This is a genomic window from Embleya sp. NPDC056575, from assembly GCF_042793325.1.
Taxonomy (GTDB): Bacteria; Actinomycetota; Actinomycetes; order Streptomycetales; family Streptomycetaceae; genus Embleya.
This window is the reverse complement of the sequence record NZ_JBHTVA010000025.1, coordinates 114,270-140,713: the sequence shown is the minus strand read 5'-3', so window position 1 is coordinate 140,713 and position 26,444 is coordinate 114,270. Positions and strand designations below refer to the sequence as shown.

Here is a 26,444-nt window from a genome sequence, read left to right as displayed (position 1 = left end):
GGCGGGGGCGTTCCGTGGGGGTCGGGCGGCCGACGTCTCCCAGGGTCGGATCGGCGGGCGATCAGACCAGGTCGAAGCGGTCGGCGTTCATGACCTTGGTCCAGGCGTGGACGAAGTCGGTGACGAACTTCTCCTTGGCGTCGTCGCTCGCGTAGACCTCCGCGAGCGCGCGCAGCTCGGAGTTCGCCCCGAAGACCAGGTCGACCCGGCTGCCGGTCCACTTGACCTCGCCGGTGGCCGCGTCGCGACCCTCGAACGTGTTCGCGTCCTCCGACGTCGCCTTCCACGTCGTGCCCATGTCGAGCAGGTTGACGAAGAAGTCGTTGCTCAGCACGCCGGGCGTGCTGGTGAACACGCCGAGCGACGACTCCTGGTGGTTGGCGCCCAGGACACGCAGCCCGCCGACCAGGACCGTGGTCTCCGGCGCGCTCAGGGTCAGCAGGTTCGCCCGGTCGATGAGCAGGTACTCGGCCGGCAGCCGGTTGCCCTTCGCGAGGTGGTTGCGGAACCCGTCGGCGGTCGGCTCCAGGGCGGAGAACGACTCGACGTCGGTCTCCTCCTGCGAGGCGTCCACCCGGCCCGGGGTGAAGGGCACCTCGATGTCGACCCCGCCGGCCTTGGCGGCCTGCTCGACCGCGGCACCGCCGGCGAGCACGATCAGGTCGGCGAGCGAGACCCGCTTGCCGTCGCCGCGACCGCCGTCGAACGCCGCCTTGATCTCCTCCAGGCCGTGCAGCACCGCGGCCAGCCGGTCGGGCTCGTTGACCTCCCAGCCGAGCTGCGGTTCGAGCCGCAGCCGCGCGCCGTTGGCGCCGCCGCGCTTGTCGCTGCCGCGGAAGGAGGACGCCGACGCCCACGCGGTGGACACCAGCTGGGACACGGTCAGGCCGGAGGCGAACACCCGGGCCTTGAGGTCGGCGATCTCCTCGGCGCCGATCAGCTCGTGGTCGACCGCCGGCAGCGGGTCCTGCCACAGCAGCGTCTCGGTGGGCACCTCCGGGCCGAGGTAGCGCACGACCGGGCCCATGTCGCGGTGGGTCAGCTTGAACCACGCGCGCGCGAAGGCGTCGGCGAACGCCTGCGGCTCGGCCAGGAACCGACGCGAGATCTGCTCGTACGCCGGGTCGAAGCGCAGCGACAGGTCGGTGGTCAGCATGGTCGGCGCGTGCGTCTTCGACGGGTCGTGCGCGTCCGGTACGGTGCCCGCGCCGGCGCCGTCCTTCGGCTTCCACTGGTGCGCGCCGGCCGGGCTCTTGGACAGCTCCCAGTCGTAGCCGAACAGCGTCTCGAAGAAGCTGTTGTCCCAGCTCACCGGGGTGGCGGTCCAGGCGCCCTCAAGCCCGCTGGTGATCGCGTCGGCGCCCTTGCCGGTGCCGAACGTGTTCTTCCAGCCCAGGCCCTGCTGCTCGATCGGGGCGGCCTCGGGGTCGGGACCGACATGGTCGGCCGGGCCCGCGCCGTGCGTCTTGCCGAAGGTGTGCCCGCCGGCGATCAGGGCGACGGTCTCCTCGTCGTTCATCGCCATCCGGCGGAACGTCTCGCGGATGTCGCGTGCGGCGGCCAGCGGGTCCGGGTTGCCGTTCGGGCCCTCCGGGTTGACGTAGATCAGGCCCATCTGGACCGCGCCGAGCGGGTTCTCCAGATCCCGGTCGCCGCTGTAGCGCTCGTCGCCGAGCCAGGTGGTCTCCGGACCCCAGTAGACGTCCTCGTCGGCCTCCCACACGTCGGCGCGACCGCCGCCGAAGCCGAAGGTCTCGAAGCCCATCGTCTCCAGGGCCACGTTGCCGGTGAGTATCAGCAGGTCGGCCCAGGACAGGCTCTGCCCGTACTTCTTCTTGACCGGCCACAGCAGCCGACGGGCCTTGTCCAGGCTCGCGTTGTCCGGCCAGCTGTTGAGCGGGGCGAAGCGCTGCTGCCCGGCACCGGCGCCGCCGCGGCCGTCGCTGATCCGGTAGGTGCCGGCGCTGTGCCAGGCCATCCGGATCATGAACGGGCCGTAGTTGCCGTAGTCGGCCGGCCACCAGTCCTGCGAGGTGGTCAGCACCTCGGCGATGTCCCGCTTGACCGCGGGAAGATCGAGCGCCTTGAACGCCTCGGCGTAGTCGAAGTCCGCGCCCAGGGGGTTGGCCACGGCGGGGTTCTTGGCGAGGATCTTCAGGTTCAGTCGCTCCGGCCACCACTGCCGGTTCCCACCGCCCTGGGTCGGGTGCGGTGCGCGCGTGTGCGCGACCGGGCAGCCCCCTCCGCCCTCCGTCTTCGCGTCTACGACGATTGCATCATTGTTCTCGGACATGGGAATCCTTCCGGACCAGGCGGATCGTGGTACTCGGGGAATGCGAGCGGTGCGACGTCGGGGGAAGAAGCCGGACTCGCCGGACGTGCTCGGCCCGGGAGCATCGACAAACCTCTACGGTCGTGCGGTCCACGTCGGCGGCGACACGACGGATCGGCGGAACCGGGCCGCGTCGCGGTCGGTTCTGCGCGTGGTACGGGTCCCGCGCCGGCGGCCGACTTCGTCAGGCCGACACCGCGCGATTCCACGGCGGTGGTCCCGTCACGTCTCCGTCTCCTGCCGTAGTGGGGTGTTCCCGACTCTTGGCTATCGCCAGAACCGATCCTACGATGGACAGAGTCCAAGTCAAGATGTGCGCCAATTCCATATTCAAACGGAACCCGGACCTCCGCCGGTAAACTCGGGTCTCCACCGAACCTGAATAGGTGAAGCGATATGAGTGACCTGCTGGAGCGACTGCGCGCGCGTGGTTGGCGGATGACGTCGCAGCGGCGCGTCGTGGCCGAGGTCCTCGACGGCGACCACGTGCATCTGACGGCCGACGAGGTCCACGCGCGCGCGGTGGCGCGCCTGCCCGAGATCTCCCGCGCCACGGTCTACAACGCGCTGGGCGAGCTGGTCTCGCTGGGCGAGGTCATCGAGGTGTCCACCGACGGCCGCGCCAAGCGCTACGACCCCAACGCGCACCGCCCGCACCAGCACCTGGTCTGCTCCCGGTGCGGCACCATCCGCGACGTACACCCGGCGGGCAACCCCCTGACCGACCTCCCCACCGACCAGCGCTTCGGCTTCACCGTCTCCGCGGTCGAGGTCACCTACCGAGGCCTGTGCCCGGGTTGCGCGTAGCGCTTCCGTACCGCACCGGCGATCGCACCGAGCGACGGACGAGGGCGGATGCTCGACAGTAGGGTGGGGCGGAACGACCGTGAGGAATGAGGAGGCGATCGTGGTGGGCGATGCGCACGCCGAGACATCGGAAGACGCGCCGCTGTTCCCCATGCCGCCGGTGACCGAACAGGCGCTGCGGGTGGCAGTGCTCTCGCTGGACCCGGCAGCGGCCGTTCGCTTCGAACGAGAGTTCCACTCCGCCTGGCAGGAAGCCGTGCAAACGGACAGCACCGTCCCCATGCATACGTTCCTGCACCGCTGGGCCGTCTTCGTGGCACTGCGTCGCTTCCCGGCTCGGGCACGTCGCCTTCGCGAGTTGGAGCAAACGATCGCGGACGCAAACACTTTCGCCGCCACGCGCCCGGCAGCCGCCGAGATCGCCGCCATGCTCGACGAAGCCGCCCGCGAAGCCGTCGCGTGAGTGATTGGACCTGGGAGTACGACCCGGACGCGGACCACGTCGTCGGCGGGCTCGCGGCCGACGTCCGAGCAGATGTCGAATCCCTCGCACAACGCCTGGCCGACGCCGCCTCGATGCTCCGCGTCCAACACCGGCCGCACCTGGGCGATCGCTGACAGCGAGTCATGGGCGCGCTGCCCGCCCCGTGCCTACCGTCACCCCTGGTGCAGCCAGGTGTTCAGGACGACGTGGCCGTCGGGGCGGGGGCGGGTGATGGGCTTGGCGTCGGTGAGGTGGAAGCCGGTGGATCGGGCGACGGCGATGCTGGGGGTGTTGTCGGCGGCGATGCGCAGGATCACCGCGTCGGCGCCGAGTTCGTCGCGGGCGTATTCCGTCATCAGGCGCACCGCGCGGCCGGCCAGGCCCCGGCGGCGGTGCCGTGCGCCGATTCCGTAGGCGATCTCCCCCACCCGGCGCGGCCGCGCGGCCGCGGAGCCGAGGTCGACGTCGGGGCCGTCGGCGTCCGGGAACAGCAGCACCTCGCCGCACGGTTCGCCGCCGTCGAGGGTGACCGCCAGTTGGATGCCCCGATGCAGGGCGCGGGACGCGCGGGCCCGCGCCAGGTACGCCCGTGCGGCCTCGGCGTCGAACGGCGAGACCAGCGGCGTCCATCGGTCGATCTCGGGCTCGTCGAACAGTTCCACCATGGCCGGCACGTCGTCGTCGTTCCACTCGCGCAGCCACAGCCCGTGGCCCTGTACGCGGATCTCGCTCGGCAGAAGGTATGCGGGTGATGAGGTCATGACCTCGATCCTGCCCGCCGAGCCGCGCCGAGGCCACGCCCGCCGACGCGAGACCGCGCTTATCGGCTACCGGCCGCCGGGGGAGACGTACCGCCTCGCGAGAGGGAGTTCGCTCTCCGACCTGGGGTGGTGTCGAGGGTTCGTCGGGCCTGAAAGCGTGGTGTGCATGACCACACGACACGTGGGCCGCGTGTGCCGCGGCCGGTATCGACTCGTCCTGGTGGGCACGGTTTTCCTGGCTCTGCTCGGTTCCGCGGGCGTGGCCGTCGGCGCGGAGCCGGCACCCGCCTCGGAGCGCGCCCCGGACGGCATCTGGCGTTCCGACGGCTACGGGACGGTCCTCACCATCGACGGCGGCGTATTGCGGCCGTACGAGAGCACCGACATCGGGTGCGTGCCCGGCACCCCGGCGTACCGGGAGCACGCACCGGACGGCTCCGTGCGCTTCCGGGCCCGCGACGCCCCCGACAGCTACTTCCCGATCACGGTACGCCGGCTTCCCGGGCGCCCCGATCGGGCCACCCTGACCGTCGAAGGCACCCTGGGCCGCCGCGAGTTGCGGCGCGTCCGCACGCTCCCGGCCGACTGCCTGCGGCCCGCACCCGCCGATCCGCCGGCCGTGTTCGACGTGTTCTGGCAGACATTCCGGGAGAACTACGCCTTCTTCGCCGAACGCGGCGTCGACTGGGCGGCGGCCCGGGGCAGGTATCGGCCGATGGTGCGCCCGGACACCACCGACGATCGCCTCTTCGAGATCCTCACCACGATGGCCGAACCACTGCGCGACGGCCACACCTCCCTGCGGGCCCCGGCCCTGGACCGCTTCTGGCGGGTCGGCCGCCCCGGCACACCCGAGTTGGACCAGGCGTACGAGGACCGGATCCGGGCCTTCGTCGAGCGCCGCGACCTCGGCGACACGCCGTTGCGGACCTTCGCCGCGGGCGCGATCGGCTATGCCGAACTCCCGGGCCGGATCGGCTATCTGCGGATCAACCGGTTCGTCGGCTACACCGGCGACCAGGCCCCGTTCGCGGTCGAGGCGGCCGAACTCGACCGCGCCCTCGACACGATCGTCACCGCCCGACGCGCGTCCGGGCCCGACGCCTGGCACGGCCTGATCATCGACATCCGGGTCAACCTCGGCGGCCTGGACGACCTCGGCCGACGCGTCGCCGCCCGGCTGACCGACCGGGCCCACCCCGCCTACGTCAAGAGCGCCCGCGACGACCCGCACGACCCCACCCGCTTCACCCGACCCCAGTCGTTCCGGATCGAGCCCGCCGCCGGCGCGCCGCGCTACACCGGCCCGGTCGCGGTCCTCACCGGCCCCGCCACGGTGAGCGCCGGCGAGACGTTCGCGCTGGCGCTGCGCGAACGCCCGGGGCCCACCACCTTCGTCGGCGACAACACGCAGGGCATCTTCTCCGACATGTTCGGCCGCACGCTCCCCAACGGCTGGGCGGTCACCCTGTCCAACGAACGCTACGTCTCCCCCACCGGCCGCTGCTTCGAAGGTGTGGGGCTGCCGGTCGACTTCCGCACCCCGGTCTTCACGGACGCGGAGTTCGCCGCCGACCGCGACTCCGCCTTCGACCGCGCGGTGCGACTGCTGGGCGGTCACAATCCCTGACCGGTGGCCCCGCTCTCGGGGCGGCGAGCGGTGACGGTGAAGTAGTCCAGGGTGCCCTCGCGGTAGGCCAGGAGGAAGTTGTGCGGCCAGGTGCCGGGCGCCCAGGTGCGATCCAGCCAGCGGTCCCACCCGGGCCAGACCGACTCGCCGATCGAGTCGACCCGGATGTCGCCGAGCCCGGCTTGTTCGAGGGCGTCGGTCAACTCCGGGACGGTGTGCGGTACATCCAGGTCCTCGGCGAACGTGTGCAGCAACTCGGCCGGCCGCCGCGCCCGGACCGGATCGGCGTCGGGCACGAGGAAGGTGGCCACGACCATGCGCCCCCCGGGCCGCAACACCCGGGCGGCCTCGTGGGCGAACGCTCCGAGGTCACGGAAGTGCTGAGCGGCCTCGACGCTGTACAGGCAGTCGAACTCGCCCTCGCCGAACGGCATGTCCTCGGCCGCCCCGCGCACGAACCGCAACCCCCCGGGCCGGCGCGCGGACACCTCGGCGGTGGCCCGTTCGGCCCGCCGCAACTGCTCCGGATGGATGTCCATGCCGGTGACGCGGGCGAAGCCGTACTCCTCCAGCGCCACCGCGCCCCCGGCGCCCATCCCGCAGCCCACCTCCAGGACCCGCAGCCCCTCGCCCGGCGCCAACCCGTCCAGCACGTGCCGATACAGGGCCCGCTGACTGGCCACGCGATCCTCCTCGGTGAGCACCCGATCGAGATCGATCCCCTGCCAGTAGCCGAAGTTGATGAACCCGCCGCCGAACAACCCCGTCGCCCCGAGATCGTCCGCCCCATAGGTCCTCTCGACCGCCGCCGGAATCACGTGCCGCGTCCCACCGGACCCGTCCGTCATCGACCCCACCTCTCGACAGGAAGCACACCCACCCCCCGGTTGCCCACCCCGCCCATCCCCCGAACCCCGCCCCACCCCCCGATTCCGCACCACCGCACACCGACCCACCCACCCCGATCAACCGTCCTCGGGCCACACACGGCCGAGTCGTGTCGGCGGTATGCGGACGCCGGGATTCCGGATCGTGGGGCATTGGTTCGCCGCTGTTCAAGTGTGTGGTGTCTGGCGGCCATCGTGTTGCGCCAGGGTCTTGGCGGCCGGACCTGTCGGTACGGCACTGGCACGGCAGAGGAGTTCGGTGCACATGAGGTCGATGGTCCGAGGTTTGCGGTCGGCGGTACGCGGCGTGGCGGCCGGGGCGGCATGCGTCGCGCTGTGTGCGACGGTCGGGCTCACGGGCACGGCGCACGCGGCGGAGGTGTCCGACGAGCAGGCGGCGGGAGCGAAGCCGGCGTTCCCGTCCGAGATCAAGGGGTGGCAGCCGATCGGGCGGTACGAGATCGACGCCGCGTCGCAGGCCCAGGGACTGGCCAACGTGCGCCCGCCCGGTGCCGAGCCGTACCTGTACTACACCGGCAACACCTCGATCCCCGCGCCGGTGCGCGAGCGCGGCTGGTCGCACATCGGCGACCCGGACTCCTCGCGCGGCTACCTGTTCGACGCGTACCAGGGCGGCGGCGACGCGACGGCGAAGATGTTCCGGGTGACCACGCCGTCGGGCGCGGCCTACGAGTACGTGCACCCGCTGGCGGCCGGCGAGGCGATGAACAACTCGTTCGCCGCGATCTCCCCCGACAGCCGCTGGATGGTCTCCGGCGAGTGGGACACGATGAACCGCCTGCTCGTCTTCCCCACCCCGCTGCTCAACCCCGCCACCGCGCGTACGGGCGGCGACCTCGCGCTCGCGGGCACCATCGAACTGGACCGTCCGGTCAAGGACATCCAGGGTTGTACGTTCCTGGACGCGAAGCGGCTGTTGTGCGCGTCGGACGACTCCGACCGGAAGTTGTTCCCCGAGGCCAAGCCGCTGCTGCAGATCGAACTGAAGAAGGCGCTCAACGGTCGCACCGTCACCGGGCACGTGACCTCGCTCGGTGCGCTTCCGCAGCTCAGCGCCTGCCCCGGCACGGCCGTCGACTTCGAGACCGAGGGCAACGACTACGACCGGCGCACCGGTGTGCTGCGCGTCGAGATGATCCCGCCGCGCGACTGCGCGGCGCGCGCGACGGTGTACGAGTTCAAGCGCAAGCACTGAGCCGGTAGGGGTGGGGGGTGGGTCACGGGGCGAACGCCCGGTGGCCCGCCCTCCCCGGGACTACGCGTCCTGGGCGGTGAGCCGGCCGGACTTCACCGCGGCGAGGAGCGCCGCGTGGTCGCGTTCGTTGCGGTCGGCGTAGGTTTCCGCGAAGGTGGTCACCGCGCGGTCGAAGGTGTCCCCACCGCCCAGGTAGGCCGCGACGGCGATGCGGTCCCCGGAGCGGGCGTGCGCGCGGGCCAGGGTGGCGCCGCACAGTTCGCCGAACAGGCGCATTCCGCGCGGCACCATCAGGGACGGTTCGGCGATGCCCTTCCAGTCGCGGAGTTGACGGACGTAGAAGTCGCGTTGCCGTCCGTCGATGCCGTCCGCCCGTTCCCAGCCCAGGAGCATGTCGCCGGCGGCCTGCATCAACCGCTGGCCCGTGACGACGCGTTCGCCCTGGGTGGCCGTCTCGGCGGGGCCGACGTGCGCGGCCAGGACCGACTCGTCGGCCTCCTTTGCCTGGAGGATCAGCGGGTCGTCCAGGTCGCGGCCGAGCAGGAGCACGATCCAGCAGCGGGTGCCGACGCTGCCGACGCCGACGACCTTGCGGGCCATGTCCACCACGGTGTACTGGCCGAGCAGGTGGCGCAGTTCGGAGCGGAGCGTGCGGCGATAGCGGTCGATCAGGTCGCCGATCCGTCCGGCGAGCGCGGCCCGTTCGTCGTCGGGCAGGAGTTCGGCGATCGGGGTGACCAGCGGCGGTGAGGAGATGATCCGCGGCTCGCCGTCGACCATGCGGGTGAGCTTCGCGAACGCCTGGAGGGTGTCCCGACCGCGCGCCTTGCCCATGGCCTTGGACAGTTGCCGCCGGCCGCGTTTGTGCAACCGTCCGGACGCCAGCGCCCGGACCCGGTCCGCGTCGGCCTTGGCGTACCAGACGTCGAGGTTGCGCATGCCCGCGAAGCGGCGCATCGCCTCGCGGTAGGACCGTACGGTCCCCCGGACCACGTCGGCGCGTTCGGCGTCCGTATAGCCGTTTTCGCGCCCCGCGATGACCAGGCTCGCGGCCAGCCGCTTCACATCCCACTCCCACGGCCCGGGCAACGTCTCGTCGAAGTCGTTGAGGTCGAACAGCAGCAGCCGTTCGGGCGAGGCCAGCAGTCGGAAGTTGAGCATGTGCGCGTCGCCGCACAGTTGCACCCGCAGCCCCGAACTCGGCGTGCCGGCAAGGTCACTCGCCATGATCGCGGCGGCACCTCGATAGAACCGGAACGGCGACTCGGACATGCGTCCGTACCGGATCGGCACCAACTCCGGCACCCGTGACGCCGATTGCCGCTCGATCAGCTCGATCGGGTCGGGCCGCCGGGTCGGTGCGAACTCGGCGTGGCTCGACCGCGACGCCTTCGCCCGCGCCGCCCGGCCGCGCTCGGCGCGCTCCCGGGGTGTGGGCGGCGTGGTCTCGCGGGTACGGACTTCGGCCTTCGGCGTCATCGCAAGCCCTCCGGAACCGCATAGAGGCACACACGATCCGCGCATGCGGCCGACGCGGTTCGCCCGAACGGGTGCCCCCGATCGCCTGGCGGCCCGGGGGCGAGGGCGGCACGCCGCCCCACCTCAGGAAAAGCGTTGGGCCCGCTCCCGGCGAGCGGTGTGGCGCCAACGAGTGACGGCGGCGCGGCCGTCAGGGCCGGCGGGGACGCGCGGGGCGGTGCGCGCGCAGGCGCTGCCAGGTGCCGGCCAGGTGTGCGCCGAAGGCGAGGTTCAGCACGGCGGCCGGGGCGATCAGCGGCCAGGCGAGCGAGGTGGGGGCGGTGACGCCGCGGTTGACGACCAGCATGAGCAGGGTGGCCAGGACGAGGAGTACGCCGAACGTGGCGGTCGCCGCCTCGCGCAGTGGCGGGGCGGCGTCGGGCAGGGCGGCCCGGGGGCCGCTCGCCGCGCGCAGCCCGGACAGCGCCGAGGCCGCGGCCAGGACGGTCCCGAAGGCGAGCAGCCCCAGGCCCGCGTCGAGGACGGGCGGGCGTCGCTCCCAGGGACCGGCCGGACCGGCCAGCATGGCGATGGACCAGATGCCCGCCAGTGCCGGCAGCGCCCAGAGGGTGGTCAGGACCTGTCGCCGCGCCCGGCGTCGGCCGGTGGCGGCGTTGTGGGCTGCGGCCACGGTGGCCGGCGACCCCCACTCGGCCGCGGCCCGGCGACCGGCCTCCTCCGGGTCGCCGCAGTCGTCCAGGTGCGCCTCGGCCGCCGCGAGCAGCCCGTCGAGCGCCTCGTCGAGGATCGCCCGACGCCGGGCCCGCGTGCCGGTCAACTCGGCGGCGAGGCGGCGAAGGTAGTCGTCGATCACGGTGTCGGGCAGGGTGGCGGAGGCGGCGTCGGGCCCGGCGGCGTGCACCGCCGGCGGCGCGGCGTCGGTCTCGGGCTCGTACCCGTCGCCGGGCGCGGGAGCGGGCCTCACGCGGGCTCGACCCCCAGCACCCCGGACACGACGTCGGCGAACTCCCGCCAGGACGAGCGCTGTTCGCTCAGTGCCCGCTTCCCCGCCCGGGTCAGCGCGTAGCTGCGCCGGCGCCGCCCGCCGTGCACCGACCACCGCCCGGCGATCAGACCGGCCGTCTCCAGCCGGTGCAGCGCCGGATAGACGGTGCCCGTCGGCAGCGTGATGTGCCCGCCGCTGCGGGACTTGAGTTCCTCGACGATCGCGTAGCCGTGTTGCTCGCCGGACTCCAACACGGCCAGGAGCATGCCTTCGAGATGTCCTTTGAGCACTTCCGCCTTCATGGGTCGGCAGGCTACACGGACGATGCGTAGCGAGACTACGTGCCTCCGCCGATAGGTAGCGACGTTATGTATAGACTCTCGCCGCATAGGTAGCGTGCCTATCCATTCGAAACGGGGGACGTCCGTCGTGGAGACGATGACGCGTTGGGTCCTCGGACACCGGCGCCTGGTGATCCTGGTCTGGCTGGTGCTCGCCGCGGCGGGCATCGCCACCGTCGGGGACACCATCGATCGGCTGAGCCAGGGCTCGGAGTTGCCCGGCCGGCCCGGACAACAGGCCAACGACCTCATCCGGGAGCGCTTCGGCGGCACCGGCGGCCGCAACGCCCCGCTGCTCGTCGAGGTGACCGTCCCGGAGGGTCGCCGGGCCGACGAGGCCGAAGTGCGCGACGCGTTCGACGCGGCCGTGCGGCGCGCCACCCCGCCCGGTGGCCGGCACGCGTCGTTCGCGACCACCGGCGACCCGGCGCTGATCTCGGCCGACGGGCGCGGCACGGTGGCCCTGGTCTACCCGCCCGGCGGCGAGGGCCCGAAGGCGTACGGCGACACGCCGGCCCGGGTGCGGGCGGCGGTGGCCGGGGTCGAGGTCGCCGGCGCGCCCGTGCGGGTCACCGGCCGGCCGCTGCTGACCGGACGCGACAACGGCGCCGCCCGCAGCCCGATCGCCGAGACCCTGCTCGGCGCGCTGGGCGCGTTGGTCGTGCTCGGCCTGACCTTCGCCGGCGGCCTGGCCCTGATCCCGCTCCTGACCGCCGCGATCGCCATCCCCACGACGTTCCTGCTGGTCGGCGGCCTGACCCGGGTCACCGACGTGTCGTTCATCGTGCAGTACCTGGTCGCCCTGATCGGCCTGGGCATCGCGATCGACTACGCCCTGCTCGTGGTGACCCGATGGCGCGAGGAACGCGACCGCGCGGGCGGGGCCGATCCGGGCGGGCGCGTCGAGGCGATCGTGCGCGCCGCGACCACCGCCGGCCGCGCGGTCCTGCTCAGCGGCGCGACCGTCGCACTGTCCCTGGCCGCGCTGGTGGTGCTGCCCGTGCCGTTCCTGCGCAGCGTCGGCTACGCGGGTCTGCTGATGCCGCTGGTGAGCGTCGCGGTCACGCTGACCCTGCTGCCGGTGCTGCTGTACGTGTGCGGCGCCCGGCTGGACGTGCCGCGCCGCACCCGGCGTGCGGACGGCCGCGCGTGGTCGGCGATCGCCCGGGCCACCACACGCCGGCCGGTCCTGGCGGCCGTGCTCGGCGGCGCACTGCTGCTCGCCCTCGCCGCACCCGCGGTGACCATGCGGGTGGGGCAGCCCCAGGTGACGGCGCTCGGCCGCGGCGGCGAGCCCGCGCGGGTGTTCGCCGCGATCGACCGGGCCGGCTTCGGCACGGGTATCGCCCAGCCGATCGAGGTGGCGACCGACGGCGACGCGAAGGCGCTGGCCCGGCGGTTGGCGGCCGAGCGGGGTGTGGCCGGCGCGATCGCCCCCGCCGGGTGGGACAGCGGGGGCCTGCGGGTCGTGGAGGTGTGGACGGCCGCGGACCCCGCCACCGACGCGGGTCGCGCGGCGGTGGGCCGGGTCCTGGCGGCGGCACGCGCCACGCCCGGGGTGCACGCGGGTGGCGGCCCGGCGCAGGATCGCGATTTCGCGGACGCGGTATACGGCTCGCTGCCGCTGGTCCTGGCGGCGATCGCGGTGCTCACGTTCCTCGTGCTGATGCGGTCGTTGCGCTCGATCTGGCTGCCGGTCAAGGCCCTCGTGCTGAACACCGTGTCGGTGGCCGCCGCCTACGGCGCGGTCGTACTGATCTGGCAGGAGGGCTACGGCAGCGAACTGCTCTTCGACACCCCGGCCACGGGGGCGATCACGGTGTGGGTGCCGATGGCGGTGTTCGCGTTCCTGTTCGGATTGTCCATGGACTACGAGGTGTTCATCCTGACCCGGATCCGCGAGGCGCACCTCGACCTCGCCGCCCGAGGGGTCCGGGACACCACCGAGGAGGCCGTCGTGATCGGCATCGGCCGTACCGGCAGGCTGGTCACCTCCGCCGCGCTGATCCTGTTCCTGGCCTTCGTCGCGTTGTCCACCGTCCCGGTCACCGACGTCAAGATCCTGGCCACCGCCCTCGCGGTCGGCATCATGGTGGACGCGACGATCGTCCGCGGGGTACTCGCGCCCGCACTGGTGACCCTGATGGGGCGGGCCAACTGGTGGTTCCCGCACCGCACGGGCGGTCCGCGCGGCGTCGTCGACGGACCGAGGCACGCGAACGACCCTGGTGTGGCCTCGGGCCCGGCCCGTACCCCGAACCGGATCGACGCCGAACCCCCGCGACCCGAAACGGGCTGATCACGTGCCGATGCCGCTCCTGATCGTGCTCGTCGTGGTCGGGCCGATCGTGATCGGGATCGCCTTCGTCGCGCTGCTCGGTGCCACGCTCGGCCGCCGGGCACGGGAGGGGCGGCGCACCGGCCGCTACACCTCCCGCCCCGGCAACTCGTCGAGCAACTGGTGACCCGACCCCGCCACCGAACGCGCCCGGGAGTCCCAAAAGACTCCCGGGCCCGCGATCAATCGTGCTGCACTCGCCGCACGCGGACGGAGTCGACCGGCCCCCGGCCGGTCTGCGGGCCGAGGCGGGTGCCGGGCGCTACGCGGGGGTGACCAGCGACAGGGCCTCGTTGAGGTTGTGTTCGGCGATTTCCCGCATGAACCTTCGATCGGGGAAGTCGCCGTCGAGGAGGCGTAGTGGGCCCGCCGTCAGGGACAGACGTTGGGCGAGCATGTAGAGGGCGAGGCGGGCCTCGTCGAGGTTGTCCGCCGCCACCCGGCGGTAGTCGTCGTGAAGGCGGATGCGCAGGAACACGTGCTCCCACTCGACGTCGAAGTACATCAGGTCCTCGATGTCGATCAGCACCGGATTGCCGTCCCGGTCCACCAGCACGTGGTCCAGGCCCAGTTCTCCGTGGATCACCGAGTATTCGGCGCGCGGCCGTACCGCCGAGGCGAGTTCGCGCAGCCTCTCCTCCAGGCGGTCGCGCGCCCCGGCGATCCTCGCGTCGCGCCCGGCCGCCTCGGCGAGGTGGCGCAACGCCGAGTCCAGCACGACGCCCTCGCAGGAGGTGCCCCGCGCCGTACCGCCCCCGTCGATCAGCGCCACCTTTCCGTACGTCGGCGCCCGATACGCCCGCATCGCCGCCAGCCCTTCCACCAGACGCGCCATCGTCGGCTCCACCGCCCGCGGATCACGCTCGAACCGGGTCATCAGGTCCTCGCCGGGGAAGTCCTCCACGATGGCGAGATCGGCCGGGTAGTGTGCCCGGTCGCGGTCGACCAGATACACCTTTGGCACCCGCAGCCCGAGCGTGTCCAGCCGGGCGTGCGCCGCCTCGAACAGGTCGAGCCCGACACCCGGCGAGAACGGATCGGTCACGTCGTCGTCGCCCTCGTGCGCCGGCCAGTAGTTCTCGGAGTCCTCCCACAGATAGGCGATCACCGACGTCGCGTCGTCCATCGTCAGCCGGTACACCCCCTTCCGGGTGCCGCCCGTGAGCCGATCGATCCCCGCCAACCGGCGCCCACCGCCCAGCGCGGCCCGTACCGCTCCCGCCAGTTGATCCCGCGTCACATTCCTCGGCGCCACGTCCGTGACCCGCCTTCCCGGTTCGACAACCGGGGCACCCTACGCGAGCCGTCGTCCGCGGGCGATCAGTTTTCCCGCGCCGCGAACACCGGCGCCAGCGCCGCGTCCAGCCGGCCGAGCCATTGCCGGGCGGTGCCGCGCACGCCGGGCAGGTCCGCGAGCAGGGCGGACCAGTCCGACTCGTCAACCGCAACCGCGTCCGGGTCGAAGCCGTGCTCGGGCACGCTCCGGATGAAACCGCTGCCGACCCGACGCAGCAACGCCGGGGTGAGCCGGGTGCGTTCGTCCTCGGCCAGCAGGACCGCGTCGTAGAGGTCCTTGCTCCGGGGTCGGCCGCCCTCGCCGCCGTCGACATGCAGCCACACCAGTTTCCAGGCCAGGGACAACGCCCGGCTCGCGGTGCGCACCACCGGCGCCGACCCGCCGTCGGCGCGCGGTATCCGGGTCCACACCGGCGGTTGATGCAGCTTCTCGTCGTAGGCGAAGTCGAGCCGCGCCTCCCCCGGCGGCAGGCCCTCCGCCTCCCAGGGGATCAGGATGCGCATTCCGCCCGCTCCCTGCCCGTCGTACGCGTAGTCCCAATCGCCGTCCCGACGTGCGCCGTTCGCGTCCAGGGCCAGGCCCGGGGACACCTCCGGCCGCTTCCCGATCCATTGCGTCAGGTCCTCATATGCCGGGATCGACCCCACCGGATCGGGGTCCGTATCCCAGCGAAGCCCCTCGGGCGGCACGATCACCCGCACGCCACGCGTCTCGAACTCCCGCTCCCCGTCGGCCCACATCTCGTATCCGGCCGCCCCGTCGATCGCCTCCGGCCACTGCTGCACGGCCGCGACGGTGTCGAGGTAGGGGTATGGCGCCGACGGATCGATGCGGACGGTCGGCGCGGGCAGCACCACGAAGTCCAGGTCCGCCGGCTCGCGCGCCCGCTCCCCCATCCAGGCGGCCATGGCCATGCTCCCGCGCAGCATCACGCAGTCACTCCACGGCGCGGCCGCCACGAGCCCCAACAGGTGGTCGAGCACGGCACGATGGGCCGCCCGCCGACGCGCCGACGTGTCCCCGTCCGGGTCGACGCCGTATGCCATTCGCTCCTCCTCGACGTCCGCGCTCGCGCCCCGGTCGGCGACTGTAGCGACCCAGGCCGACACGGATCCCGGCCGCCGACGACCGACGACCGTCAGCGCCCGTCGCGGAGGTACGTGAGCACCGCCTGGACGCGGCGATGCCCGGCGTCGGACGCGGGCAGGCCGAGTTTGCCGAAGATGTTGCCGACGTGTTTGTGTACCGCGTTGGCGGTGATGAACAGGATCTCGGCGATCTCGCCGTTGCCCAGACCGCGGGCCATCAGCGCGAGCACTTCGTGCTCTCGGGGGCTGAGCGGGTCCAGGGGACTGCCGGTGACGGCCGTCATCAGTTGCGACAACACGGCGGGATCCAACACGGTCTCGCCGGCCACGACCCGTCGCAGGCTGTCCACGAATTCGCTCATCCGACCCACGCGGTCCTTGAGCAGGTAGCCGACACCGCCCGCACCGTCGGACAACAACTCCCGGGCGTAGACGTGCTCGACGTACTGCGACAGGACCAGGATCGGCAGACCGGGGCGGACGCGGCGCAGTTCCAGCGCGGCGCGAAGTCCCTCGTCGCGAAAGGTCGGTGGCAGCCGGACATCCGTGACGACCAGGTCCGGCTCGTGCGTACGCACCGCGGCGATCAGGCCGGGGCCATCGGTGACCACCTCGGCGACGCCGATGTCCCGCGCGGACAGGATCAGTTCGAGGCCCGCCGACAGCAGCGCGTTGTCCTCGGCGATCACGACGCGCACGGCAGCTCCACGGTGACGACGGTGGGTCCGCCGACCGGACTGGTGATCGCCACCCGGCCGTCCAGCGCGGCCACGCGGCGCCGGATGCCGACGATGCCGGTGCCGTTGCGCTCGTCCGCGCCGCCGACACCGTCGTCCGCGACCTCGACCACCAGGGTGCCGTCACGGCGGGTCAGGCCGACCCGGGCACGGCGGGCCCGGCTGTACTTGGTGGTGTTGGCGAGCGTTTCCGCCACGACGAAGTACGCGGCGGCCTCGATCGCGGCGGGCAGTCGGCCGAGTTCGCCCAGCCGGACGTCGGTGGAGACCCCGGTCCGGGCGGCGACCGCGTCCACCGCGCCGGCAAGGCCGCGGTCGGCCAGGATCGGCGGGTAGATGGCGTGGACGACGTCGCGCAGTTCCGTCAACACCTCCTCCGCCCCCTCCATGGCCTCGCGCAACAGCTCCCCGACGACCGGGTGTTGGGCACCGAGGAGGTCCCGGGCGACACCGAGGCGCATGGCCACCGCGACGAGACCGGCCTGGGCGCCGTCGTGCAGGTCGCGTTCGATGCGGCGCAACTCCGCGCCGTGGGCGTCGAGTACGTCCGCCCGACTCGGGACCGCCTTCGCCGTCCGCGCGGCGACGACCGGCCCCCGGTTCGGGGCGCGAAGGCACCCCAGGTCACGCCACACCTCACACCACAGCGATTTCGCTCGATCCCGCACACTCGCCACTTTCTCGGCCCCGTTCCGGACGCACACCACGCACACCACGCGCGGCGACCTCGGGGGCCGCGCACACTACGGCGACCCTATGAACGGGTGCGGCGCCCGGGCGTCCTTCCGGGGGACGAGTACCGAAGTACCGGATCCGCAGTACCCGGTCCGGGGTGTATGGGCCACGTGCAGGCCGTGGCGGTGCCGTACCGACGTCCGCTCCATCCCCGTCGCACCATAACCACGACTTCTGGTATCCATCGGATCCATCTGTTGGATTTCTGATCGGCGAGCGAGCAGGATGGAATCGACGAAAGGCCGTGACACCGTGAGGAAGGGAACAAAAACCATGTCCGAGTACGAGAAGGCCATGCGTCCCGAGGACATCACCCGCCTGTTCGTGGAGCGGTCCAACGCCGGCGACGCCGCCGGGGTCGCCGCGCTCTACGCGGAGGACGCCGTACTCGCCTACCCACCGGGCAGCACGACCGTGGGCCGGGAGGCCATCCGCGAGCTGTGGGCCGAGGTGCTGGCCAACCGTCCCCACTTCGAGCCCGAGGAACCGCTGCCGACGCTGGTCAACGGCGACATCGCGCTCACCTCGACCCCGCCGAAGGACGGCTCCGGCGCCCGGGCCCAGGTGGTCCGGCGCCAGCCCGACGGAAGCTGGCTGCGGGTGCTGGACCAGCCCGAATTCGCCCCGCCCACCCGCTGAACCCCCGACGGCCGCCCCGACCCGGGCGGCCGTCGGCATGCGCGGCTCCCACGAGGCCGGGAGCCGGCCGGCCCGGTGGTGACACCCTTCGAACCCGGATTCCCATCGGGTCCCACGCGCACCGATGAGTTTCGCGGGCGGCCGTCGTCTACCTCCATGACATCGACACCGCACCGACCGCAGCACTCTGGAGCACATCATGAGGAAGATCACCGCCGGCCTGTTCATCTCGCTCGACGGGGTCGTGGAGGCGCCCGACCAGTGGCACTTCCCCTACTTCGACGACGAGATGGGCGCGGCCGTCGGCGCGCTGCTCGAAACGTCCGACACCCTCCTGCTGGGTCGCAAGACGTACGACAGCTTCGCCGGCGCCTGGCCCGAGCGGGAGGCGGCCGGTGGCGACGACGCCGCCTTCGGGAAGGCGATCGGCGACGCGCGCAAGATCGTGGTGTCGCGCGGCGAGCCGACCTTCACCTGGCGCAACTCCGAGCAGTTGCGCGGTGATGTCGTGAGCGCCGTCACCGCGCTCAAGGACGAGCCGGGCGCGGACATCTCGATCAGCGGCTCGGTCTCGATCGTGCGTCTGTTGCTGGACGCCGGGCTGCTGGACGAGCTGAACCTGTTCGTGCACCCGATCGCGGTGCGCACCGGCATGCGACTGTTCACCGAGGGCGAGGGGTCGATCCCGCTGCGGCTGATCTCGTCGAAGGCGTTCGGGTCCGGCGTGCTCCACCTGGTGTACGGCCCGGCCGCGGCGGCCGGCGACGCCTCGTACGACGACGCCAAGGTGCACCTGTCCCAGGCCGGTCGGTAGACCCGGTCGCGGGTGTCCCCGGCATGTGCACAGCATCGTGTTCGGCCGTCGCTCGTTCAACGGGGTATGAGCAACCACGCCTCGCCGCCCGACGGTTCCCGCCACGCCACGGACTCGCGGATCTCCCCCGAACAACGCGCGGCCCTGGAGCGGATCACCGCGGCCGGCGGTCGAGCCGGTGCCTGGCTGTGCGGTCTGGGCCGTCCGGGCGGCTCCGCCTGGGCCCTCGCCGGCGCCATCGAACACACGCTCGCCGAGTTGCGTCCGTACGGGCCGGCCGAGGTGGACCCCCGCCCCGGTCTGGCCCGACCCGGCGTCGACCGGGACCTGCTGCCGTATCTGGACCCCTACGCCGGCCCGGCCGGACCGGTGATCGGCGCGCTGCCCCTGACCGCCGCCGAGACGGTCGCGGTGCTCACCACGGTCGGCTGCGCCCGCATCGCGCCGCTGACCATGTCCCGCCCGGACTGGGTCGAACAACTCCACGCCCTGGCCGACACGATCGACGACGCGCTCCAACACGCCACGCACGTCGAGCCGGACGCCGACGCGCGCCCCGACCCGACGGCGTAGCCGTCGCGCGGCGGGTCAGTCGTCCGGGTCGGCGGCGTAGAGCAGCGATCGCACCTTGCCATCGGCGCCGAACCGGAATGCGAGCGTCCATTCACAAAACTCGCGGGTGGTCTCGTCGGGGTGATCACGCAGGGCTTCGAGCAGTTCCTCGGAGAGGTCGACGCGTCCCGCCCGGCGATCCTGGGCGGTGAACGTCAGCAGGTACACGAGCGCCCTGGCCACGACGTGGAAGCGCGGGTCGGATCGGGTCAACTCGCCGGTGGCCGGTTCCCGCAGGATCGGGGCGGTTCCGGCGCGCACGGTCTTGAGGTTGCCTCGGTCCCGCGCGCCGAAACCGGCCCCGAAGCAGTCGCCGATGGCGAACAGCACCGCGTGCATCTCCCGGATCCGGGCGTCCGTCGGCGCGATCGCGAGATTGGCGCAGCCGTTCGACCGGCCGTCCGGGGACTCGGTTTTGCGCGTGGGGGTTTGCAGACTGCCCGTGACCTTGGCGGGGGCGCTGCCGGCGCCTCGGGCGACCGCGTTCTGCGGGATGCCGTGGCGCTCGAGCCGGGCGAGTTGGGCGGCCAGGGCGTAGCGCATCAACTGGCCCGCGTCGTCGACGTCGTCGACCCGGTGGTGGATGCGGTCCTCGCCGGGGCGAGCCGGTTCTCCGGGGTTCATTCCGAAAAACCAACAGCGACGTCGTCGTCTCGCATCGTATCCGTCGGGTAGCGCGCCGACGCCGTTACCCGATCCCATCGGGGCCGTCCCGACCTGGGCAAACGACTTCGGATACACACGTCGCGAGGGCCCGAACACGCTTGTGGGGGCCCGATGTCGCCGGTGATCCTGAAGCACGACGCCGGGGCCGACGTCGAGGCGAGACAGCGAGAGCGCGTGACGCCGATCCGGCGGGACTGCGAAGCGGCCGGGCCTCGAAACGCCCCCGCGCGAGCACGATCCCCGAGACCCGAACGGATCCCGGGGACCGACCACCTCACGAAGAACGGGATCCGGGCGATCTGCGGTCGCCCCGTCCCCCCCGGGATGCAGTCCAGGGAGCACACATGCCCGACATCTCCTCGCGACGGTAACCGAAGGTGCGATCGCGCACCAGGCACCACCGAGGCACCCGCCGCCGCCCGTCGCCCGGATCGGCTCGACACCGTGTTCGGCCTCGGCTACCTCGGCCTGGCCCGGACCGCTCAGGCGACCGCCGTCGACCTCGACACCGTCGTCCCGGTCCTAGCCCTGTACCTCGGCTGCCTGCTGGGCACCCGAGCCACCGACGCCCTGACCCGCCGCCTGCGCCGCCCGCGTCGTCGACGCGGGTAGGCCCACCGTCCCGGGCCGCTCACCCCGAGCGGCCCGGGACCTCACCCCGCAACTCCGCGGCGCCGGTCGGTCCGATGTGGGTTCGGGGTGGTCGGGAGGAAAGCGGGTCAGCATTCTTGGGGGGCGCGGGAATTACGGAGTAAGGGGCGGGCCGTGGGCGGTCGATCCGTGGGTTTGGCTAACTTGGCGGGCCGGGTGCGGGATTGCGACGTGTCCCCCGTCGCGTCCGGGCGGTTGTGGGCTACGGGGATCGCGGCGGCCACGGCGTCGTTGGGGGTGGTCGTGGCGGATGTGTACGCGTATTTCGTCTATCGGGACTGGCGGGCCGGTCTGGCGTCGCGCGTGCACACGTCGGTCGAGCCGGAGGCGCTGTCGGCCGGTGCGCGGATGGTGCCGCGTGGGAACGGCGCCACCGACGCGGCCGCGGCGGCGGTCTTCGTCACGAGCGTGACGATGATCGCCCTGCTCGTGTGGTGGACCGTGCTGGTCTCGCGGAACCACTCGGCCTGGTACGGCCCTTCGCGCGGCTTCGGTGTCCTGTGTCGCTCGGGGCACCGGCGGACGGGGAATGCCGGACGCGCCGGGATCGGCCCTGCCCCGGTGCTGGTGTCGGCCGTGGGGATACTCGTGTTCACCACGCTCACCCGCCTGTTGGGCCTGGTCGGCAAGGACTGGAGCGGACCACTCGACGGGCAGATCCGGACGGAGATGGGTTTCCTGCACTCTCGGATGATGCTCGCCCTCGCCCACGCGACGGGCGCGCTCCTGATGGCGGTCGTGGTGACGGCGACGACGCGACGACACCTCCGCCTGCCGAGCCGCCGACCGGATCCCGTTTCCGGCCCTGTTTTTTCCAACCCCGACCCCTCGGCGCCTCGGGGCGAGTGACGCGTGCCCGGCCGATCCCGCCTACCGGTCGGCCGCCGGGGCCTGTCGGCGGATCATGTCCAGGAGCGCGGTGTGGGTTTCCCGGTCGGCCGCGGCGATCAGGCCGGCCGCCCCGGTGTACGGCGGTCGGCCGTACAGGTCCGTCACCACGCAGCCGGCGGCCTCGCACAGCGCGATGCCGGCGGTGAAGTGCACGCTGTCGCGCAGGTCGCCGTCGGTGACATAGGCGGCCCTGCGGCCGGCGGCCACCCACGCCACGGCCAGGGTGGTGGACACCACGCGCGGCCGGAAACCCGCGACGAAGTCCGGGTCGGCGAGGAGTCGGACCGCGCGGAAGGACGGCGCGTTGGGAAACGGCGGATCCAGGTTCACATCCACCAGCCGCGACCCGGACGACGGCACCAAGTCCCGGTCCTCGCCGCCGAGTCGGCGGTACGCCCCGGAGGAGTCGGTCCAAAACACCTCGTCGGCGAACGGATCCGCCACGGCCGCCGCGACGGTCTCGGCGCCCACCCGCAGGGCCACGTTCACCGCCACCAACATGTTGCCCACGGCGTAGTTCAACGTGCCGCACAACGGATCGACCAGCCAACGGCGTTCCGCGCCGGCCGTGCCGGTGTGGCCGCTCTCCTCGCCGGTGACCGCGTCGTCGGGCCGCGCGTCGCGGAGGGTGTCCAAGATGGCCTGTTCCGCGTCCAGATCGGCGGCCGTGGCGAAGTCTCCGGCGCCCTTGTCGAACCGCTCCGGCGACGTCCCGTACATCCCGCGCACCACGGCCGAACCCGCCCGCGCCGCCCGTACGGCCAGCCCCGCGTCCGTCTCCGTCTTCAAGATCGCCATACGGGGAGCCTACGCACCGCGCTCGACGAGCCCGCGCGCGGCGAGCACGTCGAGCGCCCGACCCCGAACGGGGGGGTCCCTGGCCCTCGGAGGTCGAGGGCGCTAGGCTCCTGCCGATGACTACTCACTCCGTAAACGGATTGGGGGTCCCCACCGCGCAAGGTGAGTGCTGATGCTCACCGCGATCGCGAATCGGGATTCCCGCCTCACCCTCTGGCTGCGCGTGCGCGAGTTCGCCGTGCCGCCCTCCATGATCGAGACCGCGACCACGCGCCGGCTGGCCGGTGACTGGCAGGCCGCCTGCACCGCCGCAGGTGTCGACGTCGACATCGATCTCCGCTTCGAAGCCCGCACGCGTGGCGGGGAGTTCGCCGCCCGAATCCGGGACGACCTGCGTGGTCTGGCACCGGATCTGCTGCGCTGGCACATGCCGAGGATCGCTCCCGACGGGCTGCTGCGCCCGGGTCTGACCGTGTCCCTGGCGCGGTACGACATCGGCGAGCACGGCGGCACGCGCCCGGTGCACCTGGTGGCCCGCACCCCACCCGCGTGGGCGGACGCCGGTCAGCGCATCGCCCTCGCCCTGTGGGACGGATCGCACCGCGACGCCGCCGGCTTCCGTCACCATCCGCACCGCCATCCCCATCGACGGTTCCGCCTGGACCTGCACCGACATCTCTGGGACGCCCGCCGCAGCGACGAGCTGTGGATCCGTTCCGGGGCCGATCGACCGCCCTGCGACGGGAGTTCGGGACCGGATCCGGCTTGGCCGGGACCGGTCCCGGCCGAGTGCGCCGTCGACCGATGGGCCGCCGAGGCGGCGATCCTGCTCCGGGCCGCGGGGCGACCCACCGGCACCGGCGCGGTCGCGGTGCGCTGCGGGGGCCGTCGCCGGCTGGTCCTGCACGTGGTCGCGGACGACGACGGTCCCGAGCCGTCGACGGTACGGATCGCGGCCGTCGAACCACGACCCGCCGGCGGCGACACCACGGGGCTGCCGGTCCTGCCGGACGCGGCCACCTGGATAACGCCCGACCTGGAACTGCTGCGCGCCGGCCTGATCGAGCCCGATCGGCTGCACCCGCTGGTCGCCGCGGCGTTGGTACCGGGCCATGTCCCGGGCCCGGCTCCCGTCCTCGCGGACCACGCCTCGGGACGACCCGACATCGTGGAATGCCGGGGCGCGCGCCATCGGATCGGCCTGGTCGACGGCGTACTGGCGCCGCTCGACCACGATCCGGCCGAGATCCGTCGCGAGGAGCTGCTGCACGCGCTGACCGGCACTCCGCTGCCCTGCCTCCAGGCCATCGACGCGGCACACCGTCGCCCGGACTGCATCGCGGGCGTCCGGGAACGTCTGGACCACGGCGACATCGCCGGCGCACTCGCCGTCGTCGAGAGCCTGCTCGGCCCCGACGCACTGCCGCGCGGCGGCCTCCTCCGCGACGAACTGGAAGACGCCGCCGAACGGTCGATCACCCACGGGTTGTTCCGAGCGGGCCTGGGCGGGCCGGCGCCCGACCGCATCCCGCTCCCGAACCGTCCACGTCCCCCACGCACCCGCCGCGCGCATCCGCGCAACATGAACCCGCACTGACGCGAACCCACTGAACACCGCCGGGGCTTCGAGCCGACGCAGGCACGTGTGCGCTGCCCGGCGCACCGCCGCGCGCACTTGCGCGCACGTGTGCGTGTGCGTGTGCGCACCTTCGCGCGCCCGAAGCCCCCACCGAACCCCAAAAGGTGATCATCCATGCCCACACCCGCCCCACTCACCACCACCGCATCCGGCAGCACGCCCCAACTCGACGTGGCCGCCCAGCTGTTGGCCCTCCTGCGGGACACCGCCACCGAGCCCCGTCCCGACACCCAACTGGAGGCCCTGACCCTGGCCGTGGCCGCCGACCTGCCCGTACTGCTGTGGGGTGAACCCGGGATCGGCAAGACCGCCGCGCTCACCCGACTCGCCGACACCCTGGACCTGCCGCTCACCACCGTGATCGCCAGCGTGCACGAACCCTCGGACTTCTCCGGCCTGCCCATCGTCGGCGACGATCCGGCGACCAACGGTGTGCCGATGGCCCCGCCGGAGTGGGCCGTTCGCCTCGTACGCGCCGGACGCGGACTGCTGTTCCTGGACGAGTTGTCCACCGCGCCGCCGGCCGTGCAGGCCGCCCTGCTCCGGCTCGTCCTGGAACGCCGGGTCGGCGCCCTGCAACTGCCGCCCGGCATCCGGATCGTGGCCGCCGCCAACCCGCGCGGGTCGGCCGCCGACGGCTGGGAGCTGAGCCCGCCGATGGCGAACCGCTTCGTACACCTCCAGTGGGTACACGACCACGACGTCGTGGTGCGCGGCCTCGCCGGCACCTGGCCGCATGCCACCCTGCCCGTCCTGGACCCGACCCGACTCGCCGAGGCCGTGGCCTTCGCCCGCCGGGCGGTCTGCGGGCTGCTCGCCGGCCGCCCCAAGCTCGTCCACCTCCTTCCCACCACGGAGACCCGTCGCGGCGGCGCCTGGCCGTCGCCACGCAGCTGGGACATGACGGTGTCGCTGATCGCCTTCGCCACCGCGGCCGGATCCTCCCGCGACGTGTTGTCCCTGCTGGTCAGGGGCACCGTCGGGGACGGCCCGGGACTCGAACTGCTGGCCGCCCTGGACCGGATGGACCTCCCGGACCCCGAGGACCTGCTCGCCGACCCGACCCGCGCGATCCTGCCCGAGCGCGGGGACCTGCGTCAGGCCGTACTCGACGGCGTGGTCGAGGCGGTCCGCAACCGCCCGGACAAACCCCGCTGGGACGCGGCCTGGACGATCCTGGTCCGCGCGCTCGACACCGGCGCCCCGGACCTGGTGGTCGTCCCCGCCACCTCCCTCGCCGCGCTGCGCGACCAGGACTGGGAGGTGCCGGCATCGATCGAGCGGCTGGCCGGAGCGGTGTCGCTGTCCCGGCGCGCGGACCGGGCGGCGGCCCGGACCGCGGTGACCGCACGGGCCGGCCGATGACCGCCGACGCGCCGGGAGCGCTCGACCTGGACAAGCTCTACGCCGCCCGCCTGTACGCCGCCCGCACCCGCCCGTACCTGGCCACCGCCCTGTACGCGCTGCACGTGGTCGAGTCGCGGACGGTGTCGACGATGGCCGTCGACCGGCACTGGCGGTGCTACGTCTCGCCGGTGTTCGTGGCCCGAACCCCCGAGGAGGAACTGGCCTCCGTATGGGTGCACGAGGTGTCGCATCTGCTTCGCGACCACCACGGGCGCAGCGACCGGGTGGCGCGCGAGCGCGGGTTGACCGGCCGCGGTGACCGGCTGCGGATGAACCTCGCCGCCGACTGCGAGATCAACGACGACGCGTTCGACGACGGACTGCCCCGGCCCGAAGGCGCCGTGCTACCGAGCCTGTTCGGGCTGTCCGAGGGCGAGTTGATGGAGACCTACCTGCGCGAGATCGTGATGGGACTGGTCACGCGGGACCTGGCCTGGCTGGACTGCGGCAGCGGCGCCGACGGGTTGGACCGGGAGTGGGATCTGGGACCGGACGGCGCGCACGGCCTGAGCGAGCACGAACGGGACGCGGTCCGGTTCCGGGTCGCGCAGGGCATCAGGGGTCGGCCCGGGCATGCCTCGAAGTCGTGGCGGCGGTGGGCCGAGGAGGTGTTCCATCCGCCGCAGCCGTGGCGGCAGCTGCTGGGCGCGGCGGTTCGCTCGGCGGTGGCCGGTGCCGGGGGCGCGGACGACTACACCTACGGCCGGCCGGCCCGCCGTTCGGCCGGCGTGCCCGGGGTCGTGTTGCCGAGCCTGCGTCGCAAGCCGCCTCGGGTGGCCGTCGTGGTCGATACGTCCGCGTCGGTGAGCGACGCCGAACTGGGCAGCGCCCTTCTCGAAGTGGCCGCCATCTCCCGCGCCGTGGGCGGCCGGCGCGACCTGGTCACCGTGGTCTCCTGCGACGCGGCGGCCCGGCTCGTGCAACCGCTGTGCGACGGCGAGGGCATCACGCTGCTCGGCGGCGGCGGTACGGACCTGCGCTCGGGCTTCGCCAAGGCCCTGCGCCGCAGCCCTCGCCCCGACGTCGTCGTGGTGTTGACGGACGGTCAGACGCCCTGGCCCAGTTCCCGCCCGTCCTGCCGCACGGTGGTGGGCCTGTTCCCCCGCATCCGCGACTACTCCGCGAACGAGGACGACCCCGAGTACACCCCGGACCTGCCACCCGACTGGGCCCACGTGGTGACGATCGGTCCAACTCCCTGACCGCCCAC

27 protein-coding genes are annotated in these 26,444 nt (G+C 72.7%); 15 read left to right on the top strand and 12 right to left on the bottom strand.

Features of this window, described 5'->3' with window-relative positions; all coding sequences use genetic code 11:
• Nucleotides 1–61: 61 nt before the first annotated feature.
• Nucleotides 62–2,293, bottom strand: coding sequence for a catalase/peroxidase HPI (gene katG, locus ACFRCG_RS21340; RefSeq protein ID WP_380033641.1), 2,232 nt, complete (start codon nucleotides 2,291–2,293; stop codon nucleotides 62–64).
• A 435-nt stretch (nucleotides 2,294–2,728) separates the two neighbouring features.
• Here katG and ACFRCG_RS21335 point away from each other — a divergent pair, with 435 nt between their 5' ends.
• From ACFRCG_RS21335 to ACFRCG_RS21325, 3 genes are all read left to right on the top strand, one after another.
• Nucleotides 2,729–3,139, top strand: a complete 411-nt coding sequence (locus ACFRCG_RS21335; protein WP_380033639.1) for a Fur family transcriptional regulator — start codon at nucleotides 2,729–2,731, stop codon at nucleotides 3,137–3,139.
• 79 nt (nucleotides 3,140–3,218) lie between these two features.
• A complete protein-coding gene (locus tag ACFRCG_RS21330; RefSeq protein ID WP_380033637.1) occupies nucleotides 3,219–3,602 on the top strand; it encodes a hypothetical protein in 384 nt (127 codons plus the stop codon).
• Nucleotides 3,599–3,757 carry a hypothetical protein gene (locus ACFRCG_RS21325; protein WP_380033635.1) on the top strand — a complete coding sequence of 53 codons (159 nt, stop codon included), beginning with the start codon at nucleotides 3,599–3,601 and terminating at the stop codon, nucleotides 3,755–3,757. Before ACFRCG_RS21330 ends, ACFRCG_RS21325 begins: the two co-directional genes overlap by 4 nt.
• Nucleotides 3,758–3,796: 39 nt before the next feature.
• Here the strand turns inward: ACFRCG_RS21325 and ACFRCG_RS21320 are convergent, their stop codons facing one another.
• The gene (locus tag ACFRCG_RS21320; protein WP_380033634.1) at nucleotides 3,797–4,384 is read right to left on the bottom strand and encodes a GNAT family N-acetyltransferase; all 588 of its coding nucleotides are present in this window, start codon (nucleotides 4,382–4,384) and stop codon (nucleotides 3,797–3,799) included.
• 166 nt (nucleotides 4,385–4,550) lie between these two features.
• Here ACFRCG_RS21320 and ACFRCG_RS21315 point away from each other — a divergent pair, with 166 nt between their 5' ends.
• Nucleotides 4,551–6,014, top strand: coding sequence for a S41 family peptidase (locus ACFRCG_RS21315; RefSeq protein WP_380033632.1), 1,464 nt, complete (start codon nucleotides 4,551–4,553; stop codon nucleotides 6,012–6,014).
• Here ACFRCG_RS21315 and ACFRCG_RS21310 read toward each other — a convergent pair.
• Nucleotides 6,002–6,862, bottom strand: a complete 861-nt coding sequence (locus ACFRCG_RS21310; RefSeq protein ID WP_380033630.1) for a class I SAM-dependent methyltransferase — start codon at nucleotides 6,860–6,862, stop codon at nucleotides 6,002–6,004. The two genes, ACFRCG_RS21315 and ACFRCG_RS21310, sit on opposite strands and share 13 nt — an antisense overlap.
• Before the next feature lie 304 nt (nucleotides 6,863–7,166).
• On the opposite strand from ACFRCG_RS21310, the gene ACFRCG_RS21305 reads away from it, so the two are divergent.
• Complete coding sequence (locus ACFRCG_RS21305) at nucleotides 7,167–8,117, top strand: hypothetical protein (RefSeq protein WP_380033629.1); 951 nt, start codon at nucleotides 7,167–7,169, stop codon at nucleotides 8,115–8,117.
• A gap of 60 nt (nucleotides 8,118–8,177) precedes the next feature.
• Here the strand turns inward: ACFRCG_RS21305 and ACFRCG_RS21300 are convergent, their stop codons facing one another.
• From ACFRCG_RS21300 to ACFRCG_RS21290, 3 genes are all read right to left on the bottom strand, one after another.
• Nucleotides 8,178–9,596, bottom strand: a complete 1,419-nt coding sequence (locus ACFRCG_RS21300; RefSeq protein WP_380033627.1) for a DUF2252 domain-containing protein — start codon at nucleotides 9,594–9,596, stop codon at nucleotides 8,178–8,180.
• Between the two features lie 190 nt (nucleotides 9,597–9,786).
• Nucleotides 9,787–10,560 carry a hypothetical protein gene (locus tag ACFRCG_RS21295; RefSeq protein WP_380033625.1) on the bottom strand — a complete coding sequence of 258 codons (774 nt, stop codon included), beginning with the start codon at nucleotides 10,558–10,560 and terminating at the stop codon, nucleotides 9,787–9,789.
• A complete protein-coding gene (locus ACFRCG_RS21290; protein WP_380033624.1) occupies nucleotides 10,557–10,883 on the bottom strand; it encodes a PadR family transcriptional regulator in 327 nt (108 codons plus the stop codon). Before ACFRCG_RS21290 ends, ACFRCG_RS21295 begins: the two co-directional genes overlap by 4 nt.
• Before the next feature lie 136 nt (nucleotides 10,884–11,019).
• On the opposite strand from ACFRCG_RS21290, the gene ACFRCG_RS21285 reads away from it, so the two are divergent.
• The gene (locus tag ACFRCG_RS21285; protein ID WP_380033622.1) at nucleotides 11,020–13,221 is read left to right on the top strand and encodes an MMPL family transporter; all 2,202 of its coding nucleotides are present in this window, start codon (nucleotides 11,020–11,022) and stop codon (nucleotides 13,219–13,221) included.
• A gap of 10 nt (nucleotides 13,222–13,231) precedes the next feature.
• Nucleotides 13,232–13,387 carry a hypothetical protein gene (locus tag ACFRCG_RS21280; RefSeq protein ID WP_380033620.1) on the top strand — a complete coding sequence of 52 codons (156 nt, stop codon included), beginning with the start codon at nucleotides 13,232–13,234 and terminating at the stop codon, nucleotides 13,385–13,387.
• Between the two features lie 135 nt (nucleotides 13,388–13,522).
• Here the strand turns inward: ACFRCG_RS21280 and ACFRCG_RS21275 are convergent, their stop codons facing one another.
• The 4 genes from ACFRCG_RS21275 to ACFRCG_RS21260 form a co-directional block, all read right to left on the bottom strand.
• Nucleotides 13,523–14,500, bottom strand: a complete 978-nt coding sequence (locus ACFRCG_RS21275) for a phosphotransferase family protein (protein WP_380033618.1) — start codon at nucleotides 14,498–14,500, stop codon at nucleotides 13,523–13,525.
• 80 nt (nucleotides 14,501–14,580) lie between these two features.
• Nucleotides 14,581–15,603 carry a nucleotidyl transferase AbiEii/AbiGii toxin family protein gene (locus tag ACFRCG_RS21270; protein WP_380033616.1) on the bottom strand — a complete coding sequence of 341 codons (1,023 nt, stop codon included), beginning with the start codon at nucleotides 15,601–15,603 and terminating at the stop codon, nucleotides 14,581–14,583.
• Nucleotides 15,604–15,695: 92 nt separating this feature from the next.
• Nucleotides 15,696–16,343: a response regulator gene (locus ACFRCG_RS21265; protein ID WP_380033614.1), complete on the bottom strand. Its 648-nt coding sequence runs from the start codon at nucleotides 16,341–16,343 to the stop codon at nucleotides 15,696–15,698.
• Entirely contained in the window at nucleotides 16,331–17,050 is a 720-nt protein-coding gene (locus ACFRCG_RS21260; protein ID WP_380033612.1) for a sensor histidine kinase, read from the bottom strand. Before ACFRCG_RS21260 ends, ACFRCG_RS21265 begins: the two co-directional genes overlap by 13 nt.
• A gap of 340 nt (nucleotides 17,051–17,390) precedes the next feature.
• On the opposite strand from ACFRCG_RS21260, the gene ACFRCG_RS21255 reads away from it, so the two are divergent.
• From ACFRCG_RS21255 to ACFRCG_RS21245, 3 genes are all read left to right on the top strand, one after another.
• The gene (locus ACFRCG_RS21255; protein WP_380033610.1) at nucleotides 17,391–17,756 is read left to right on the top strand and encodes a YybH family protein; all 366 of its coding nucleotides are present in this window, start codon (nucleotides 17,391–17,393) and stop codon (nucleotides 17,754–17,756) included.
• A 199-nt stretch (nucleotides 17,757–17,955) separates the two neighbouring features.
• A complete protein-coding gene (locus ACFRCG_RS21250; protein WP_380033609.1) occupies nucleotides 17,956–18,570 on the top strand; it encodes a dihydrofolate reductase family protein in 615 nt (204 codons plus the stop codon).
• A 66-nt stretch (nucleotides 18,571–18,636) separates the two neighbouring features.
• Nucleotides 18,637–19,143 carry a hypothetical protein gene (locus ACFRCG_RS21245; RefSeq protein ID WP_380033607.1) on the top strand — a complete coding sequence of 169 codons (507 nt, stop codon included), beginning with the start codon at nucleotides 18,637–18,639 and terminating at the stop codon, nucleotides 19,141–19,143.
• Nucleotides 19,144–19,158: 15 nt separating this feature from the next.
• Here ACFRCG_RS21245 and ACFRCG_RS21240 read toward each other — a convergent pair whose 3' ends face one another.
• Nucleotides 19,159–19,806, bottom strand: a complete 648-nt coding sequence (locus tag ACFRCG_RS21240) for a hypothetical protein (RefSeq protein WP_380033605.1) — start codon at nucleotides 19,804–19,806, stop codon at nucleotides 19,159–19,161.
• Between the two features lie 486 nt (nucleotides 19,807–20,292).
• Between ACFRCG_RS21240 and ACFRCG_RS21235 the strand changes: the two genes are divergently transcribed.
• Nucleotides 20,293–20,460, top strand: coding sequence for a hypothetical protein (locus tag ACFRCG_RS21235; RefSeq protein ID WP_380033603.1), 168 nt, complete (start codon nucleotides 20,293–20,295; stop codon nucleotides 20,458–20,460).
• 210 nt (nucleotides 20,461–20,670) lie between these two features.
• Complete coding sequence (locus ACFRCG_RS21230) at nucleotides 20,671–21,348, top strand: hypothetical protein (RefSeq protein ID WP_380033601.1); 678 nt, start codon at nucleotides 20,671–20,673, stop codon at nucleotides 21,346–21,348.
• 21 nt (nucleotides 21,349–21,369) lie between these two features.
• Here ACFRCG_RS21230 and ACFRCG_RS21225 read toward each other — a convergent pair whose 3' ends face one another.
• Nucleotides 21,370–22,188: an inositol monophosphatase family protein gene (locus ACFRCG_RS21225; protein WP_380033600.1), complete on the bottom strand. Its 819-nt coding sequence runs from the start codon at nucleotides 22,186–22,188 to the stop codon at nucleotides 21,370–21,372.
• Nucleotides 22,189–22,360: 172 nt separating this feature from the next.
• Here ACFRCG_RS21225 and ACFRCG_RS21220 point away from each other — a divergent pair, with 172 nt between their 5' ends.
• The 3 genes from ACFRCG_RS21220 (at nucleotide 22,361) to ACFRCG_RS21210 (ending at nucleotide 26,436) form a co-directional block, all read left to right on the top strand.
• Nucleotides 22,361–23,785 (top strand): hypothetical protein, encoded by a 1,425-nt coding sequence (locus ACFRCG_RS21220; RefSeq protein WP_380033598.1) that lies wholly within the window; start codon nucleotides 22,361–22,363, stop codon nucleotides 23,783–23,785.
• A gap of 156 nt (nucleotides 23,786–23,941) precedes the next feature.
• The gene (locus tag ACFRCG_RS21215) at nucleotides 23,942–25,192 is read left to right on the top strand and encodes an AAA family ATPase (RefSeq protein ID WP_380033596.1); all 1,251 of its coding nucleotides are present in this window, start codon (nucleotides 23,942–23,944) and stop codon (nucleotides 25,190–25,192) included.
• A complete protein-coding gene (locus ACFRCG_RS21210) occupies nucleotides 25,189–26,436 on the top strand; it encodes a VWA-like domain-containing protein (protein ID WP_380033595.1) in 1,248 nt (415 codons plus the stop codon). Before ACFRCG_RS21215 ends, ACFRCG_RS21210 begins: the two co-directional genes overlap by 4 nt.
• The last annotated feature ends 8 nt before the right edge of the window (nucleotides 26,437–26,444 follow it).